The organism is Gardnerella vaginalis (genome assembly GCF_001546455.1).
In the GTDB taxonomy this organism is placed as follows: Bacteria; Actinomycetota; Actinomycetes; order Actinomycetales; family Bifidobacteriaceae; genus Bifidobacterium; species Bifidobacterium vaginale_B.
The window spans coordinates 20,360-36,685 of sequence record NZ_KQ956823.1 but is presented as its reverse complement, the minus strand read 5'-3'; the positions used below and the strand labels follow the sequence as shown (position 1 = coordinate 36,685).

Sequence of the window (16,326 nt, the reverse complement as noted above, 5' to 3'; positions counted from 1 at the left end):
TAACAACTAAAATCACATCTCTGGCATATCAGAAAGCGAAATTCTAGAATATGCCCCATTTTTCTTATCTTCAGGGTGAGGCTCTAAACCGATAATAGTTATTGACATATGATCTGGACCATAAACCCAATACATTCGCATTGCACTACTTGTTTTATTCTCCAAGTAGGACTGCCAGACCCTAACGCCATATCTATTTGTCAATTCTTCAATATCATGAGTATGCAATCCTGGATGCCTTGGATTTTCAGATAAAAGTTTCAGAGACTTTCCCCATTTCTTATAAAGAGAAAGATCTTTTTTACTTATACTGCCTTCTAGAAACTCTTTCCGCAATCTCTCCCACATATTAGACATCTCTGGAATACCCATTCTAATATTGAAGTTCATTTAGTTACTCCTAGAAGTCAGAAAGATCAACTGGTTCAGAGACTTTGCCAATCTTAAAATTGCGAATTGCTTCATCCATGCTTTTAAGAGTTTTAGAAGAGATACTCTTTGGAACAGTAAGCTCACGAGGCTCTAATAAAATACAACCGTTATCACATTCTTTAACATTGTAATAGGGATATTTAGCTCCGCGCAGAGTTACACGCTTTTTGCTATCAAGACGAACGTCATAATCTTTCACTACTTCCACAAAACACCTCATTTTTAGTGGGATATCCCACTAACTATACAATAATTTTATACGAATTGTCAAAACAAAAACGACGAAAAGTTAGAAAGTAGCAAATAAGACTTAGCTAACTTTTCGCCGTTTAGTGCAAAATTACTTGCGACTTATACGCGACTTATACGCACAACTCATGCAATGCGCACAACTTGCGATTTAGTTGTGGAAACCGCTGTAGTTTGGCGCTTCTGCAGTCATCACAATATCGTGAGGATGCGATTCCCTAAGGCCTGCATCCGTAATACGAATAAAGCGACCGCGCTCATGAAGCTCCTCAATATTGTGAGCACCAACGTAGAACATAGACTGATGCAAACCGCCAAGAAGCTGGTAAAGCACAGCGTTAAGTGGGCCGCGGTATGGAACTTCGCCTTCCACGCCTTCTGGAACCACCTTATCGGAGCTGGTAACATCTGCCTGGAAGTAGCGATCCTTAGAATAAGACTTCTTTCCGCGAGGAGCCATTGCGCCAAGCGAGCCCATGCCACGATAAAGCTTGTATTGCTTTCCGTGAAGCAAAACCTTCTCGCCTGGAGCTTCCTCGCAGCCAGCCAAAGTTCCGCCAAGCATAACGGTGTTTGCACCCGCAACCAAAGCCTTAGCAATATCTCCAGAATAGTGAATACCACCATCAGCAATGCATGGTACGCCAGCAGCCTTGCAAGCTTGAGCCGCGTCATAAACAGCAGTAAGCTGAGGCACACCAACGCCTGCAACAACGCGCGTAGTGCAAATAGAGCCTGGGCCAACGCCAACCTTTACAGCGTCAACGCCAGCATCAATCATAGCCTGCGCACCTTGGCGAGTAGCAATATTTCCGCCAATAATCTGCACGCCGTTAAAAGCCTTATCTGCCTTAATTCGGCGAATCATGTCTAACGCCAAGCGAGCTTCGCCGTTTGCGGTATCAACCACAAGAACGTCTACGCCAGCTTCCATAAGCGCGCACGCACGCTGCCAAGCATCCCCAAGGAAACCAATGCCAGCAGCCACACGCAAGCGACCCTGGTCGTCTTTAGTGGCATCTGGGTACTGCTCAGTCTTAACAAAATCCTTAACAGTAATCAAGCCCGTAAGCTTGCCTTCGGCATCAACCAGCGGCAGCTTTTCAACCTTGTTTTCCGCAAGCAAGCGATGCGCGTCTTCTTTAGAAATATTGGAAGGACCAGTTACAAGATTTTCGCGCGTCATTACATCCTTAACCTTTAAGCGGTCGTAGTCTTCGGAAGCAATGAATCGCATATCGCGATTGGTAATAATGCCAACTAAACGATTTTCGCCATCTACTACTGGCAAGCCCGAAATATGGAAGCGCCCGCACAATTTATCTAAATCGGCGAGCGTTGCATCTGGGTGAACAGTAAGAGGGTCGGTAATCATACCCGACTCACTGCGCTTAACAATATCTACTTGCGCAGCTTGATCATCAATGGAAAGATTGCGGTGAAGTACGCCAATTCCGCCATTTCTAGCCATTGCAATAGCCATATCCGACTCGGTCACAGTGTCCATTGCCGCAGAAATTGCAGGCACTTTCATAGTGATTTCGCGAGTTAGATGAGTAGTTGTATCTACTTCGGATGGAATTACATCGGTTTCGTTTGGAAGCAACAGCACATCGTCGTACGCGAGGCCGAGCTTTTCGAAAATTGGAGGAACAGGAGTATACGCAGATTGCATGTTCATATCAGTTGTAACCATAGGGTTACTATACGTTTTTGCTATGACGTTTGCAAAAGTCGCGTTTCATACACAATATTTAGTGGCGATTTTGATATAAAACTACTACAGCGCGATTATCTACGACTATCTACGATTATCTGCGACTAATGCCACGGGTACTGCGATTAGCATCAATTAAAGCACATTCCGCTTTTTACGATTTTACGAATTTCGTAACTCCGGCAGCCGCCTGCGCAAATATGGCATCATTGTAAGCACTGTAAGCAGCGCCGCCGCAATAATCATGCCAACAAGCACGTAAACTGCTTTAAAGAACAGAATCATTATTGACCCAAAAGATATAAGCGCCGCCCATCCCCACAAAATAAGCACCGCTCCTTGCACCGAGTGCCCAATGCGCAACATTCTGTGATGCAAATGCATGCGGTCTGGATGCATTGGCGACTGCCCTTTTGCAAGCCTTCTGCATATTGCTAAACACATGTCTAACACTGGCAGAAACAGCACTAAAATCGGCAGCAAAATCGGCATAAATACTGGCAAATAGATGCTTGTGTGCACGGAAGATGGGTCTAAGTGACCCGTCATTATAATAGATGCGCAAGTTATTAAATACCCGATTAGCATGGAGCCAGAATCGCCCATAAAAAGCTTCGCTGGATGCCAATTGTGCAAAATAAACCCTACGCACATTCCCACCATTGCAACGTCTATAAGAGTTGCCATTGAAGCGTAGCTTGGAGATGTGCGTGCAAGAATATAAGAGTATGTTGCGAATGCGATTCCGCCAATGGCTACAATTCCAGAAGCCAGCCCATCTAGTCCGTCTACAAAGTTGACTGCATTAATCGAAGCCACGATTAGTATTGCGGTTATTGCGATTGAAAGACTTGGAGACGCTGTAACTAAAGAGCCGAGTGGCAACGCTACGATTTGAAGCCCTCCCCACGCCACAAAAACAGCTATTAGCAATTGACCTGCAAGTTTTAGCATCCAATCTAAGTCCCAAATGTCGTCGCAAACACCCAAAAGACATATGAGTACCGCTCCAGCCAAAACCACCCACGGCTGATGTGTTCCTGCAAAAAGCCCAGAAATAAAAGGCATGGAGCTTGCAAACGCCATCGACACCGCAAAGCCAAATAGCATTCCAACCCCACCCATACGGGGCGTAGGTATTGTGTGAACGTCGCGAGCGCGCACTTTTCCTACGGCTCCTATGCGAATTGCAAGATGACGTATAAGCGGCATTATTAGCCACGTTGCGCCTCCTGCGATTGCTGCTATAAACAGGTATACCCTCATTTCTTGCGACTTTCTGCTCTTATCTGTTCTTCGCTTATTACGCCTTCGCGCAAAATCACAATTCCGTCCGCGTCTGCTGAATCCGCGCCAACTACCGTGCTTGCTACATGCGAACGCGTTGGCCCCGCGTTTAAGTACAGTGGAATTTCGTCTCCAAAAGCCTCGAACGCTTCTTCCACGCTGTCTGCACTCTCGTTTCCGCTGCGGTTTGCGCTGGATGCAGCCAATGGGCCCGTAACGCGCAAAATTTTCATTAGCTCTGAGCAATCTGGCACACGCACGCCTTGCGTTGCTTCACATTTCTCACTGCTTTCATCTGCTTTACAAAGCGTAGCAAGCCTTGTAGCTACCGAATCTTTTTTTGCGCGCGCGATTGGCGAGTATCCGCCCGGCAGGAATTTTTCCGCCAGCACGTCTAGTGGGCTTGGCAAGTAAAGCCCAAGTTTTTCTAAGTCACTCACACTGCTCATAAGTATTTGCAAGGCTTTTGTGCGCGGCCTGCGTTTTAGTTGGTAGATTTTCGCTACTGCCGCCTCGTTAAATGGGTCGCACGCCACTCCGTAAACTGTGTCTGTTGGCACTACGATTACGCCGCCCGCGTTGATTATTTGCGCCGCGAGTTGCAATGATTCTTCGTTAATCGTGCAAATTTTACTCATTTTTAGCCTCTTTTTTGCATACTACAATTTTTTGCATACTACAAATCTTGCTCTGTTTGTTAAGTCGTTTTTGACTTTTGCGCTGCTAAATCCTATGTTTCTTGCATAATCTTCAAGAGCTTTGCCTTGCGTAATATCGTGTTCCATAATCATTATTCCACCCATACGCAAATACGCAAAACTAGCTTCCATAATTTTTTGCGGTATAAGTAGTCCGTCTTTAGATCCACCATATAACGCCATTTTAGGGTCGTAGTCGCGAGCTTCAATCTGCTCTACTGGCTGGCTTTCTGGCACGTATGGTGGGTTTGTGATTACTACGTCTACTTTCTCTTTAATCTCAGCTGTTTCAGGCAGATTAACGTTTGTAGCATCTCCTAATATTGCGTGATATCTGTTTAAAATATCATATTTTTCTGCGATTTTGTTATAGTTTTTTTGCAAATATTCAAAAGCTTTGGGCGATTTTTCCACAGCCCACACTTGCGCGTTTGCAACTTCGCTTGCAACCGATAGTCCGATTGCTCCCGAGCCTGCACACAAGTCTAAAACAATAGGATTTTTTAGATTATTTGCGCGAATCCAATCTATTCCCTCTTGAACTACCACTTCTGTTTCGGGCCTTGGCACAAAAACGCCTTTGCCAACTATTAGGTCTATGTAGCGAAAAGTGGCGCATCCAATAATGTGTTGTAATGGCTCACGCGAAGCACGTCTAGATATAAAATCGCTATATTTGCTAGCATAATCGGGCAAAAAATCCTTAAAATCGCCAAGTATTAGCGCTTTGTTTAAGTCTGCCAAACTTACGCCACAAGCGTGTGCTAGCAGTAAACGTGCGTCGTATTCTGCCGACTCTACACCTGCATCTTCAAGTTTTTCGGCAGATGTGCGCAAAATGTGCAAAATTTCTTGCATTTTACAAGCCACGTGGTGATTTTACTTAGATTACTTAGCGTACTTAGCTTACTTGGCTAACTTAACTTACTTGGCATTAGCTAAACGATCGGCTTCATCCGCCTGAATATCGCTGTCTATAACCGCTTGCAAGTCGCCGTTAAGCACCTGGTCAAGATTGTACGCCTTGTAGTTTGTGCGATGGTCCACAATACGATTTTCTGGGAAGTTGTATGTGCGGATTCGCTCAGAGCGGTCCAATGAGCGCACCTGAGAATGGCGCATATCTGCCGCCTCAGCCGCCTCCTGCTCATGCTTCATGGCAAGCAAACGCGATTTTAGCACGCGAAGAGCGGCCGCACGGTTTTGAATCTGCGACTTTTCATCTTGCATGCTAACAACAATTCCCGTTGGAATATGCGTCATGCGAACAGCGGAATAAGTAGTGTTCACGGACTGTCCGCCAGGGCCAGAGCTCATGAAAATGTCGATCTTCAAATCTTTTGGATCGATTTCGATTTCGTCATCGTCTTCGTCTGCTTCTGGGAACACGATTACGCCAGCCGCGGAAGTTTGAATACGCCCTTGCGATTCAGTAACTGGGATTCGCTGCACGCGATGCACTCCGCCCTCATACTTCATGCTTGCCCACACGCCGTCTTCTGGAGCAGGCGTGCCTTTTGCGCGAATCGCAAGCTGCACGTCTTTTACGCCGCCAAGTTCCGTCGCGTTTTCGCTTTGGATTACGGTAGTCCAGCCGCGCTTTTCCGCGTAACGCATGTACATGCGCAATAAATCGCCAGCAAATAGAGCCGCTTCTTCGCCGCCCGTACCAGCTTTGATTTCCATAATCATGTCTCGCGCATCGTCTGGGTCCCTAGGAATCAGCGCTGTGCGAAGCTTTTCTTTTGCTGCTGGAATTTGTTCTTCTAAATGTTTTGCTTCTTTTGCTAAGTCTTCGTCTTCACTTGCCATCTCGCTAGCTACTTCGTAGTCTTCGCAAAGCTGCTTGTAATTTAAGTACGCGCTTACGATTGATCCGAGTTCTGCGTGCCTACGACCGAGCTTGCGGATTGCGTCTGGATTAGACGCTACTTCTGGCTCTCCCATGCGATTTTCAATATCGCGGTATTCATTTAGAGCTGTAACCGCTGCTGGGAATTGCTCATCTATTGACTCGGCCATTTTGTTCCTTTATAGTCGCGCATAACGCGGATTTTTAAATCGAAAATATTAAATTAAATATTGTAAGATACGCACATGTTTAGCACATAAAACGCCAGCCCCGATTCCGCGAAGTTACACGAAAGCAGGGCTGGCGATTAAAAAGCTACTTAGTCTTCTTGCCGTAGCGCTTCTCGAAGCGAGCCACGCGGCCGCCGGTATCGAGAATCTTCTGCTTGCCGGTATAGAATGGGTGGCACTTTGAGCACACGTCAACCGTCATATGATCGCCATTTGCGGTGGAACGAGTTACAAAAGTGTCTCCGCAAGAGCAGGTAACCTGCACTGCGTGATAGTCGGGATGAATACCCTGCTTCATAATGTCTCCTATGGAATTCGGGCGACCCGGGTCGCAAAGCCCCAATAGCTAAGCGTGAACCGGAACCTTCGCTATTTTAGTTACTACCCTCGACTCGCTTAGTTATTCTTACCATCTTCGCGCTTTCTCCTATGCTTAGCAGCGAATCCAACAAAACCAACAGACGCTAACAAGCTTGCGATTAACGCAGATTGCGAAGCGTCAACACCCGTTTGAGGCAGCAAATCGCCCTTAACAACCGTCTTTTGCTCATCTGGCAAAGGCTCAGCAGGAGCTGGCGCAGGCATAGGCATAGGCACTGGTGCTGGCACAACATAATCCGAAGGAACCGTTGAATAATCAGGTTCCGCCTGATCAGGCTCAGGCGTTGGCGTTGGAGCAGGTGCTGGCACAGGCGTTGGATTAACATCATTCGATGCTGGAAGCACTTCAATATCAACCGTCACCACAGCTTTGCGACCATACTTATCTACACTCGTGAAAGTAAGCTCAACAATCTTCTTACCATCAACAATCTTCGGTGTTCCAGAAATCGTGCAAGTCGTGCCGCTGCAAGAATGAGAAATTCCAAGCTGTTCCAAACTACTACTAGACAACGCATTAACAATAAACTGTTTATTATCAACTGAAACAGTTGCGGTTGCATTCGTTGTTCCGTCAGCATTAAGAACTCCCCTAGTTAAGTTTGCAAGCGTAAACGTTGCAGGAACTCCCTCAACCGCCTTGCCGCTAAACTTAAACTCCACAGAATCCATCTGCTCGAAGTTGGCAACAATAATCGTATCAGTTTCTACATTTGGCAGAACAATACGAGCATCCTTAACACCAGCCTCAGCGAGCAGATTCTCCAAATCAGCAATACTTGACTTCTCTGATTTACGTATGATGCTTGCAACAAACGACTTACCAGAATCTTCCGCAATTCGCGCAAGCTTCTCACGAGAAGCAGCATACTGCATATATTCGCTCGGCTTAGTCTCAAGAAGCAGATTCTTCAACGCAGCAAGCGTAGAGTTCTTAGACCCACGTATTATACGCGCTAAGTAATTCTCTCCACGCAACTCTGCAATCTTAGCTAAGGCTTCACGATCAGAATCAGACGCTTTTCTATTATCATCTTTGTTAAGAGAAGATAAAGTCATCCAATCCTTGAACACGTAGCCATTATTTGCAAGAACGTCTGGAATATAATCCTTTATTGCAGACTCTTTGCCCTTACGCACCCAATACGTGTGCACATTAGACATCATCTTACCGTTAGGATCAGTTACATAAGTAAACTTAGTGTAGTTTTTACTAATAAACTCATCCTCAATCGTGCCAGCCGCAGGCAAATCCTGATCCGCAATAACATTTGGCAAAACGCGCACGCGAATTGGAATTTGCGTTGTAAGTTTTTGTCCTTCAACGTCAGTTGGCCTCGTAACATCTACAACAACAGTTGCAGTTCCAGGTCTATATACGCGCTTGCTATCGTCCGTTTCCTTAGAATCCTTAGGCTTAACGCCTTGACCGTAAATGTGATTTATCTTTACAGTCACTCTAGAATCAGTGTTATGTACGAGCTTATTAACGTCTGGAATCGCATCGCCCGCGCTAACGATTGTTTCTGGAATAGTAATGTCGGAAACACCAGTTTGCTCAGCAACAAACATGAGCGGAGCCGAGATATCCCATGAACTATCAACAGAAGTATTAAGTTTAGCACCTTGAGCTGTAAACATACGCCACTTGCTAAATCCATAAAGCTCTTTGCCGGTATCACCAGCAACTTTCTTCATAAAGCTAATATTGATGTTGCGGTCTTTAGTAGAAGGACGAATATATAGCAGCTTCGGCTTATATTCGCCATCCATCCAGCGGTGACCGATTTCTGGAAGGAACACTGCAGGAATGTATCCTTCCAATGCCTTCTTCGTTGTAGAAGCGTCGATTACGTTCTTCACAAGCTTATAAACAGCTACAAAAGTAGTGTCTTTATCAAACTTCAAATCAGCAATTTCAGCATTAGAATACAGCTTAACTTCCTGCGGATTAGGCATAGTAGTAGGGCTTGGTGCCGTAGCAGCATATAGTGTCATAACAGGAACTGGCGCAGCAATATTTGCACCATTCGCAGTATTTGGCGTATTAGCCGAATTTGCTACAGATGTAGTACCTTCATGCATCTCCCAGCCTTGGAACTCGTAATGATAGCCTTTTGCGTCGTAATCCTGGCCAACAGCTTGCGGCGCTTTTACGCCAGAAGATTTAGCTGTAATATTCTTATATGTGTAGTAAATCTTACGGCCATCAATAGTTCCTTCAGATTCTGCAGAAGAAGAAGATCCTTGCTCTGCACTTTGGCTATTAAAGCTATTAACAAACTTGATTTCTGCATAATGCTCCTTAATCTTCGCCTGCTCAGCCTTCTGCTCAGGAGTTAATGGTGTAGTAGAGCCTGGCTTAGTAGTATCTGTATTTTTATCTCCGTAAATCAAGTCGTGCATTACTTTAAGCTTGCCAACAATCTTATAATCATAATAATCCTTATGAGTAGAAGGATCTTTAAAGTCGTTATACGTAACACGGACTATTAACGGAACAGTGTAAACGCCAGCTTTATCAACAGTCGGAGCAGTAGATGCATACTCAACTTTCACACTCTTTACATTTGGATTCTTTGTTTTATCAATCAAAGAATCATAATTAGCAATGTACTTTTCTGGACTTGGAAGAGTACTTTTATCTCCACGAATTGCAAGCAAAGTATCATTCTTAGCATCTGGAGTAGCTAAAGGAGTTTGATCTGCAACGAACTCTTGGAAGGATTCATTAACAATCCAACTTTTAACTGGTTCAATAGCTTTAACGTCAGATCCATCATTACGCATGCTGCTTCGAGACCAAGTTCCCTTAGCGCCAGTTAGCTGACTATTAAGCCAATCTAATGCTTTACTTCCATTTTTTGTAATCTTCTCAAGATCAGTGCCCTTCTTTACGTAGAACACCTTAGGGCCGCTTGTTTTGTCATCCCACAATCTACCTGGAGCAGGCTTGAAGATTGCAACTACAGCATCCTTAGGAACTTCACCACCGTCAGACGAACTCGAGAAGTATTCAATCTTCTTGTAAACAGCGTGGTAAGTTACGCCGTCTTTCAAAGTCACACTCGTGTAGCGATCGCTTGCATTTATGTCAAACTTTTGCTCTGGATTTGGATTATCAGTAGTAGGCTGTACAACCTTAGTTGCCCAACCCTTAAACACATAGTGGTAATTGTCTTTCTCGTATTCCTTACCAAAGGCTTGCGGCACGCGTACAGAAATATCCTTCTTATCTTTATACACGTATGCAACAAGCGAAGGTTTATCTTCGCTAGTCTCGCCGTCATGGCCAAGAATCATACCCTGCTTTAAATCACCAGTAAAAGTAATCGGCACATACTCGTCTTTATGCTTGCTGCCGTAGTCGCTAGTCTTAAACTTCTCCCAATCGCTTGCGTACACCAAATCCGGCAGCACACGGTACAGCACCTCAGTGTCAGCAGTGTTTCCATCAAGATGCACTTGCACTTTAATCTTGTGCAAGCCTGGAGTGCTGTCGAATGTTGCGCCAGACGCAAAGCTGAACGTAGCACCCTCTGGATACTCATTAGCATTCTTTATAAGATCTTTAGCTGTGTAGTTAGATCCAAGACTTTGAGTTGGTGTAAGCACCTTTAAATCATTAGCAACAGGCGCCTTAAGCTTAAATGTAGCCGTGTAAACAACCTTCGGATCCGTTTGAGTTTCCGAAAGAACTGGTAGACGATTAATGCCGTCTACTTCTTTTTCAACACTGTGCGCATCTTTTACGGTCTTCTTAACAATCCAGCCAGCAAACTCATAGCCTTGCTTTGCAACTGGATCTTGAGGCAAAGGCATTTGGTAGGCTTTAGTGCCTCCAATAACGTCGTAGACTAAACCATCCTTTCCAGCAGTGTGACCACTGTAATCAGCGATACTTCCCATGTTCTGTTCGCCATCAGCCACTTTGAACACGTAGCGCGTGTAGTTGGTTGGTCGAGCTTGGGTATCGTCCTTGCGCTTAAGCACGCGAACGTCATCATATGTAAAAGTGATTTCTTTGTCGCTAGTCTGCTTACCGTCATCATCGGTAGTATACTCAATATTCTGCTGCGATTCTCTAGGCATAAAGCCTTCAATCGGCTTGTAGAATGCTACGTCGTACTTTTGGTTTACAGAGCTGACTTCACTTTCTGGAAGAAGCTCCTTCTTATTGCCGTCTTTATCAACAGTTACGTAATGAACCTTATACTTGCGCGTATTGTACGTTTGGTACACAAACTCGCCAGTATTCTTACTCTCGTCCTTCGAGGCTTCAAAGCTTGTGAAATGCTTATCTGGGAAGTGCGTTTCGTCACTGTAGACTGCTTCCGCATTGTAGCGCAAATGCTCGCGCAAGCCGGAAACCGTTTGAGTAGAAACGTGGTCTACAAGTGCGGCTTCCGTGTGAGTCTTTTTAGCATCGTTATACTGCTTAAACGTTACGCCTGGCTTTAAGAACACGTGCTTAAAAGTGCCGTTGTAGCGAGTATCCTTAACCCACACAGCTCTAAGCGTAATATCTTCTACTACTTGGTTACTAAAAGCGTATGGGGTGTGATCTGCTACTTTCACACCGCCCTTTTTAGCAAGCTCCCAGCCGTAGAAGTCGTAGCCTTTGCGCGTTGGAGTGCCTATCTTCTTTTCGTCAATAGATTGGTAGCGAGGGTACTTCGTTTCCGTAACTACGTGGGAGCCACTTATTTCATTGCCGTTTCCGTCGATTTGCGGCATATTGTAATCAAGCGTTACAGTGTGCTTAATACCTTCTGGCTTACCCCACGCAGCGTAAAGCTTAATGCCGTTGACTGGCATTGTATAATCTTTAACTTCGCCTTTAGCTTTGCTTCCAGATTTGCTGCCACCTTCAGCGCCTTCACTATTGTCGTTTGTCTCGCCATTTATAAGATGAATACCGGCTTGATCAACAGCCCATCCTTTAAACACGTAGTCTTCCGGCAAATCAGCAGGGCGAACGATGGAGTAAGTCTTGCCATTAAGCTTGAAAGTGTACTTGCCATCGAACTGCTTAGATGTATTACCAAGATCGTCTTTAACTACAGAAGCATCGTAAGACTTAACGGCACCCTTGTTGTAGTACAAGTCTGCATCTTCGCCAGTCAATTTATCGTTGCCGCGCTTAGTCAAGCTATACTCATACGGCAGTTTTTCTTTAGCAACGCCACTGCTGTCCTTTATAGCATTGCCGTCCGCATTATAAAACTGCACGGCGTACGACTGGCGGTTGTACTTCATCTCAAGCCAATTGTTTTTGTCAAATGGTGAAGGATTATTTTCTACACCAAACTTAAGCTTTTCTTCAACGCCAGCGTAGTAGCGACGAAACTCAAGATGATACTTCTTTTTAAACTCGTAATATTTCTTATATGCTGGATCAGTTTTAAGTCTTTCAGCAATAGCATCATTTAAATTTTTAAGAGCAAGTCCTCCATCATCACCATCTTCGTCAGAAGTATAATCAGGGTCAGGAAAAGTGTCCTTATCTTCTTCTGGAGGATCGTCTGGAGTATCTTCACCTGTTACTTCTTCATAAAGATCATGTACTTTTGTATAGAAGTCATCAGCATCGAACCTTTCCTTAATCTTAACACCATCTTTACGATTACTGTTGTCAGGTTTAAGACCAGTTATTTTTGACTCAAAGCCTGCAATAGAAGACGGAGGAAACACATAATCACCACTGCTAGTATCATCCTTACTATAGGAATCTGTAGAAAGCTCATACTTAATATCATCGCCAGTATCGCCATTTTTTGCAGATGCAATGCTCTGTTTTTTAATGATTACCTGTATAGGATCAGCTTGACGTCGTTGAGAATTATCACGGGAATCAAGAATAAGTAGGCGCTGATCATCTTTTACAGTATACTTTGGCGCACTATCATCTGCAGGGTTGTCACTAATCTGCGGAGCCTTGCCATCTTTATACATCCAATGGAATTTTGGATCAACAAACTCTTCTTTCGTTAAACGGAATGGAGGAGTATCACGATATGTACCATAGGTAGCTCCATCAAAATTTCCACCAATCACAAAGCCTAATGAAGAAGTGTTACCATCATCCATAAAGTCTACTTCATCTGAATTAGGCCAAAAATCAGTAAGACTCTGCCCGTAACGAACATTTACACGGTAACCTTTATGATCAACTTTGCTAGTTACTTCATTAGAACTATTGCCATACGTGTAAGTAGACTTATTGTCTAATTTATCTGAGCAATCACCGCCACCAGCGTAGCAGTAGCTAATTATCTCACCTTTGCGGTTCTTTTTATGTATAACAGCATTATTGGCGCCCATTTCAGTCTTAATGTTATTAGGCTTAGCAAAAATAAGCTCGTAAGTCTTGCGATTGTAAACTAAGTCAAAAGTATTATCTAAGTCGTTAGCAAAAAGCTTAGTGCTTGTATTATTAGGATCTTTTGTGTATCTTTTAGTAAGCTTTTTATTCACATAGAAGTAGCGCGTGAATTTATCTTTATAAACTCTTTTGCTGCCAGATATAGTATAATTGTTCGGATCATCAGGATTATCAGTATTGTACCCGTCTAAGCTTGTTACAGGCGTATCGTTCATCCAGTTGAACTTTGCAATTAAGCCATCTTTGTGGTCAGAATCTTTACCTTGCAACTCTTCTTTAGTTAAGCCAAGCTCTGGGTCCGAAATAGGATTATCTTTATCAGTGCCGTTTAATTTACTAGTATCCTTAGCAACGCCAGCATCGTTCATGTTATTAAGATCAACGCTGCTGCCAGTTTTAACATTATTGCGCTCAACAAGACCAACAAAGTCGTAGTTTACAAGCGAATCCGGATGCTCTTTATCGACCAAATCCGCCTTTTGCACCCACACGTTCACGCGGTAGCTGGTAGTCTTATTAGCTTCCCAAACTGCACGAAGTTTAACATCGTGATCTTTCATTCTAAAGCTATCATCAAAATTAACCTTTTGCGTATTTTCTGTGCCTTCAGCAGGATCAACAATATGCCAGCCCTTAAAAGTGTAGCCGCGCTTAGTTGGGTTAGTAACTGGTGGCACAGACTTTTGGTAATACACTTTTTGAGCAGTAATATCCGTACCGCCAGCAGAATCGTAAGTAACGGTATACGCCTTACGGTAGTAGCGAAGATTCAAAACAAGCTTGTCTTTTTCGTCTTCAGAATCCGAAAGAGGCGAGCTAATCAAATTGTGCTCTGGCTCGTAGCCTGGAATATACACAGAAACAGCGCTTACATTAGAGCCAACTGTGCCAGTAACTTCGGTAACGTGAATTTCCTTGCCACCTACCGTAATGGTCTTAGCGCCTGGCACATCTTCATCTTCTTTGAATTCATCTTTGCCAGCTTCTTGCAGCATGTGGCGAACATAGTACTTAGCTGTTTTAGGAGCATAGTTTATGTTCAACTCGCCGTAGTACTGAATTCCATCTTTTGCACCTTGCTGCGTAGGCGATGGATTCTGCGAAGTTTGGTCACTGCTGCTCCCCCCAACAGCCTGCCTTTGCTTTACAGCGTAATCAGTAATCAGCTTCTTGTTTATGCGCAAGTAGCGAACAGCATCCGCATTTGTGCCGTCGTCAACAACGTACTTATTCTTACCTTTTCCGTCTTTACCTTTTTCAATGTAATACTGGTAATCTCCACTGTGATATATGGCAGGGCGGTATCCAGCAGACTGCGGGAGCTTAACATACACATAATTTTCAGGTTCATCAAGCTCATTTAGCTTAGCTTCGTCAATCGTAAGCTCATACGGCTGCACAAGCTGCTTATTTGGAGCGCCATTAATAGTGTAAAGAATTTTTAAATTGTATGTGGCTTCTGGCTTTTTGTCGGTTTGTACCTGACTGTTGGCAGTGTTTTGGTCAGAAGCCTCTGGATTCTTCTCATTTGGCTTAATTACCTGGCTGTTTGCATTCGAATCACTATTGGAGCCATTCGCTCCTTCACCGCTTCTATCTGCTACAGCACCATTTGCATTGCCTTCTGTACCTTGCTCTTTTGCAACTGGCTTTTCTGCAACTGGTTTTTCTGCAACTGGCTCTTTTGAATCTGTGTTCTCTGTAGCTCCAACACCAGCGCTAGATTCTGTACCTGCTGAAGGTGCAGAAGCAGACGGAGTTTCAGGAGCATTATCTGCAGGAGTTACACTACCCCCATTGTTAGGATTTTGAGCATTTTGATTAGTATCTCTACGATTACGCACTCTTGGCGTAGTGGAATCATTCTTCGCCTTTGCGGTAGGCTGTGCGCTTTCAGTGCTTGCAGACTGTTCGGCTGCAGGTTGTTCAGCTGCAGTCTTAGCATTCTCAGAATCAGCATTCTCGATAGCTGGCGCTGCTTTTTCTTTCTCATTCTTTGCAACAGGCTGCGCGTTTTGCGCGTTTTCAGGCTTCGCGTTTTCTGTGCTTGCAGACTGTGCGGTTTGCGCGTTTTCAGGCTTCGCGTTTTCTGTGTTCGCAGGCTGCGCTGACTTTTGATCTGCCTCAGTCTTGGCAGAAGAATTCGTCTTTGTTTCCGAATCTGTCTTTGCAGCAGGCTCAGAATTTGCAGAATCTGTCTTCGATTCAGTCGCTGGATTTACAACTTCTGGCTTTGCAGAGTCTGTTTTTGCAGGCTCTGACTTTGCTGGCTCCGTCTTCGATGCAGGAGTCTCAGATGGCTTTACTTCTGCAGTCTGCTCTTTCTCAACCGCTTTATTCTTTGGTTTTGCTACATCTGAATTATCTTGCTCACCCTTAGTCGCAGACTCAGTTGCACTATCAGTTGCAGCCTCAGAACCAGCATCAGAACGCTCGCCAGAATCCTTAACGCTTACAGAAGAATCGCCAGCAGCCGCTTCCTGATTATTAACGCCTTCCGCGCTAGCATTAGAATCAGCATTAGAATCAGCATTCTTAACTAAATATTCTTTAACAGAACCGACCATCTGTCGCATAGCGCGCTCAGAAGTAGTACCGGTGTTAAGCAATCCATTCTTATATAAGTCGTTTCCATCGCCCTTGCCCTTGCCAGAGCCTTTGCCAGCACCATTTCCAGCACCTTTGCCAGAAGCCTTAGCAACACTATTTACATAAGACGAATCAAAAGAATCAGCGTTAAAAGAAGTCTTAGCTAAAGCAGTTGCGCCAGGCAACAACATAGACAGCGTAGACGCTAGAGCTACGGCAGCAACGCCGATGCGACCAGAAGCATTATTTGCATTCTGCGAAGAAACATTCTTTAAACTACTAACGCCCTTATTTTTAGCGCTTTTATGCTTAATCTGCTTGCTGCTCGAATTGCCCTTGCTAGCAACGTCTTTTGCTTTAGACATTGAAACTCCCAAACTCATAATCTTAACCTTTACATTTTATCAGACGGCATAGATACCCCCCCCCCAAGTCCTTTTGTTTCAAGGGTTTTTGCTCGAATCGACTTGCATGGGCGCTTTGACTGAGCTTGAAATTGCATAACG

At 44.4% G+C, this 16,326-nt stretch carries 9 protein-coding genes; all 9 read right to left on the bottom strand.

Annotated elements, in window-relative coordinates; genetic code table 11:
• Window positions 1–12: 12 nt before the first annotated feature.
• Window positions 13–390: a hypothetical protein gene (locus tag HMPREF3216_RS05115; protein WP_060787231.1), complete on the bottom strand. Its 378-nt coding sequence runs from the start codon at window positions 388–390 to the stop codon at window positions 13–15.
• Between the two features lie 10 nt (window positions 391–400).
• Window positions 401–640 carry a hypothetical protein gene (locus HMPREF3216_RS05110; RefSeq protein WP_060787230.1) on the bottom strand — a complete coding sequence of 80 codons (240 nt, stop codon included), beginning with the start codon at window positions 638–640 and terminating at the stop codon, window positions 401–403.
• 192 nt (window positions 641–832) lie between these two features.
• Window positions 833–2,377, bottom strand: a complete 1,545-nt coding sequence (gene guaB, locus HMPREF3216_RS05105; protein ID WP_060787229.1) for an IMP dehydrogenase — start codon at window positions 2,375–2,377, stop codon at window positions 833–835.
• 183 nt (window positions 2,378–2,560) lie between these two features.
• Complete coding sequence (locus HMPREF3216_RS05100) at window positions 2,561–3,664, bottom strand: MraY family glycosyltransferase (RefSeq protein WP_060787228.1); 1,104 nt, start codon at window positions 3,662–3,664, stop codon at window positions 2,561–2,563.
• Complete coding sequence (locus tag HMPREF3216_RS05095) at window positions 3,661–4,323, bottom strand: L-threonylcarbamoyladenylate synthase (protein WP_060787227.1); 663 nt, start codon at window positions 4,321–4,323, stop codon at window positions 3,661–3,663. Before HMPREF3216_RS05095 ends, HMPREF3216_RS05100 begins: the two co-directional genes overlap by 4 nt.
• A gap of 21 nt (window positions 4,324–4,344) precedes the next feature.
• Window positions 4,345–5,241, bottom strand: a complete 897-nt coding sequence (prmC, locus tag HMPREF3216_RS05090) for a peptide chain release factor N(5)-glutamine methyltransferase (RefSeq protein ID WP_060787226.1) — start codon at window positions 5,239–5,241, stop codon at window positions 4,345–4,347.
• A 66-nt stretch (window positions 5,242–5,307) separates the two neighbouring features.
• On the bottom strand, window positions 5,308–6,405 hold the full coding sequence (gene prfA, locus HMPREF3216_RS05085; protein ID WP_060787225.1) for a peptide chain release factor 1: 1,098 nt from the start codon (window positions 6,403–6,405) through the stop codon (window positions 5,308–5,310).
• A 145-nt stretch (window positions 6,406–6,550) separates the two neighbouring features.
• The gene (gene rpmE / locus HMPREF3216_RS05080; RefSeq protein ID WP_004114884.1) at window positions 6,551–6,763 is read right to left on the bottom strand and encodes a 50S ribosomal protein L31; all 213 of its coding nucleotides are present in this window, start codon (window positions 6,761–6,763) and stop codon (window positions 6,551–6,553) included.
• 98 nt (window positions 6,764–6,861) lie between these two features.
• Window positions 6,862–16,185 carry an InlB B-repeat-containing protein gene (locus tag HMPREF3216_RS05075; RefSeq protein ID WP_060787242.1) on the bottom strand — a complete coding sequence of 3,108 codons (9,324 nt, stop codon included), beginning with the start codon at window positions 16,183–16,185 and terminating at the stop codon, window positions 6,862–6,864.
• Window positions 16,186–16,326: the final 141 nt, after the last annotated feature.

Excerpts from the sequence above, each read along its gene's own strand:
- HMPREF3216_RS05115 (WP_060787231.1), bottom strand. The coding sequence starts at position 390 with ATGAACTTCAATATTAGAATGGGTATTCCAGAGATGTCTAATATGTGG.
- prmC (WP_060787226.1), bottom strand. The coding sequence starts at position 5,241 with ATGCAAGAAATTTTGCACATTTTGCGCACATCTGCCGAAAAACTTGAA.
- HMPREF3216_RS05095 (WP_060787227.1), bottom strand. The coding sequence starts at position 4,323 with ATGAGTAAAATTTGCACGATTAACGAAGAATCATTGCAACTCGCGGCG.
- HMPREF3216_RS05100 (WP_060787228.1), bottom strand. The coding sequence starts at position 3,664 with ATGAGGGTATACCTGTTTATAGCAGCAATCGCAGGAGGCGCAACGTGG.
- rpmE (WP_004114884.1), bottom strand. The coding sequence starts at position 6,763 with ATGAAGCAGGGTATTCATCCCGACTATCACGCAGTGCAGGTTACCTGC.
- HMPREF3216_RS05075 (WP_060787242.1), bottom strand. The coding sequence starts at position 16,185 with ATGTCTAAAGCAAAAGACGTTGCTAGCAAGGGCAATTCGAGCAGCAAG.
- guaB (WP_060787229.1), bottom strand. The coding sequence starts at position 2,377 with ATGGTTACAACTGATATGAACATGCAATCTGCGTATACTCCTGTTCCT.
- prfA (WP_060787225.1), bottom strand. The coding sequence starts at position 6,405 with ATGGCCGAGTCAATAGATGAGCAATTCCCAGCAGCGGTTACAGCTCTA.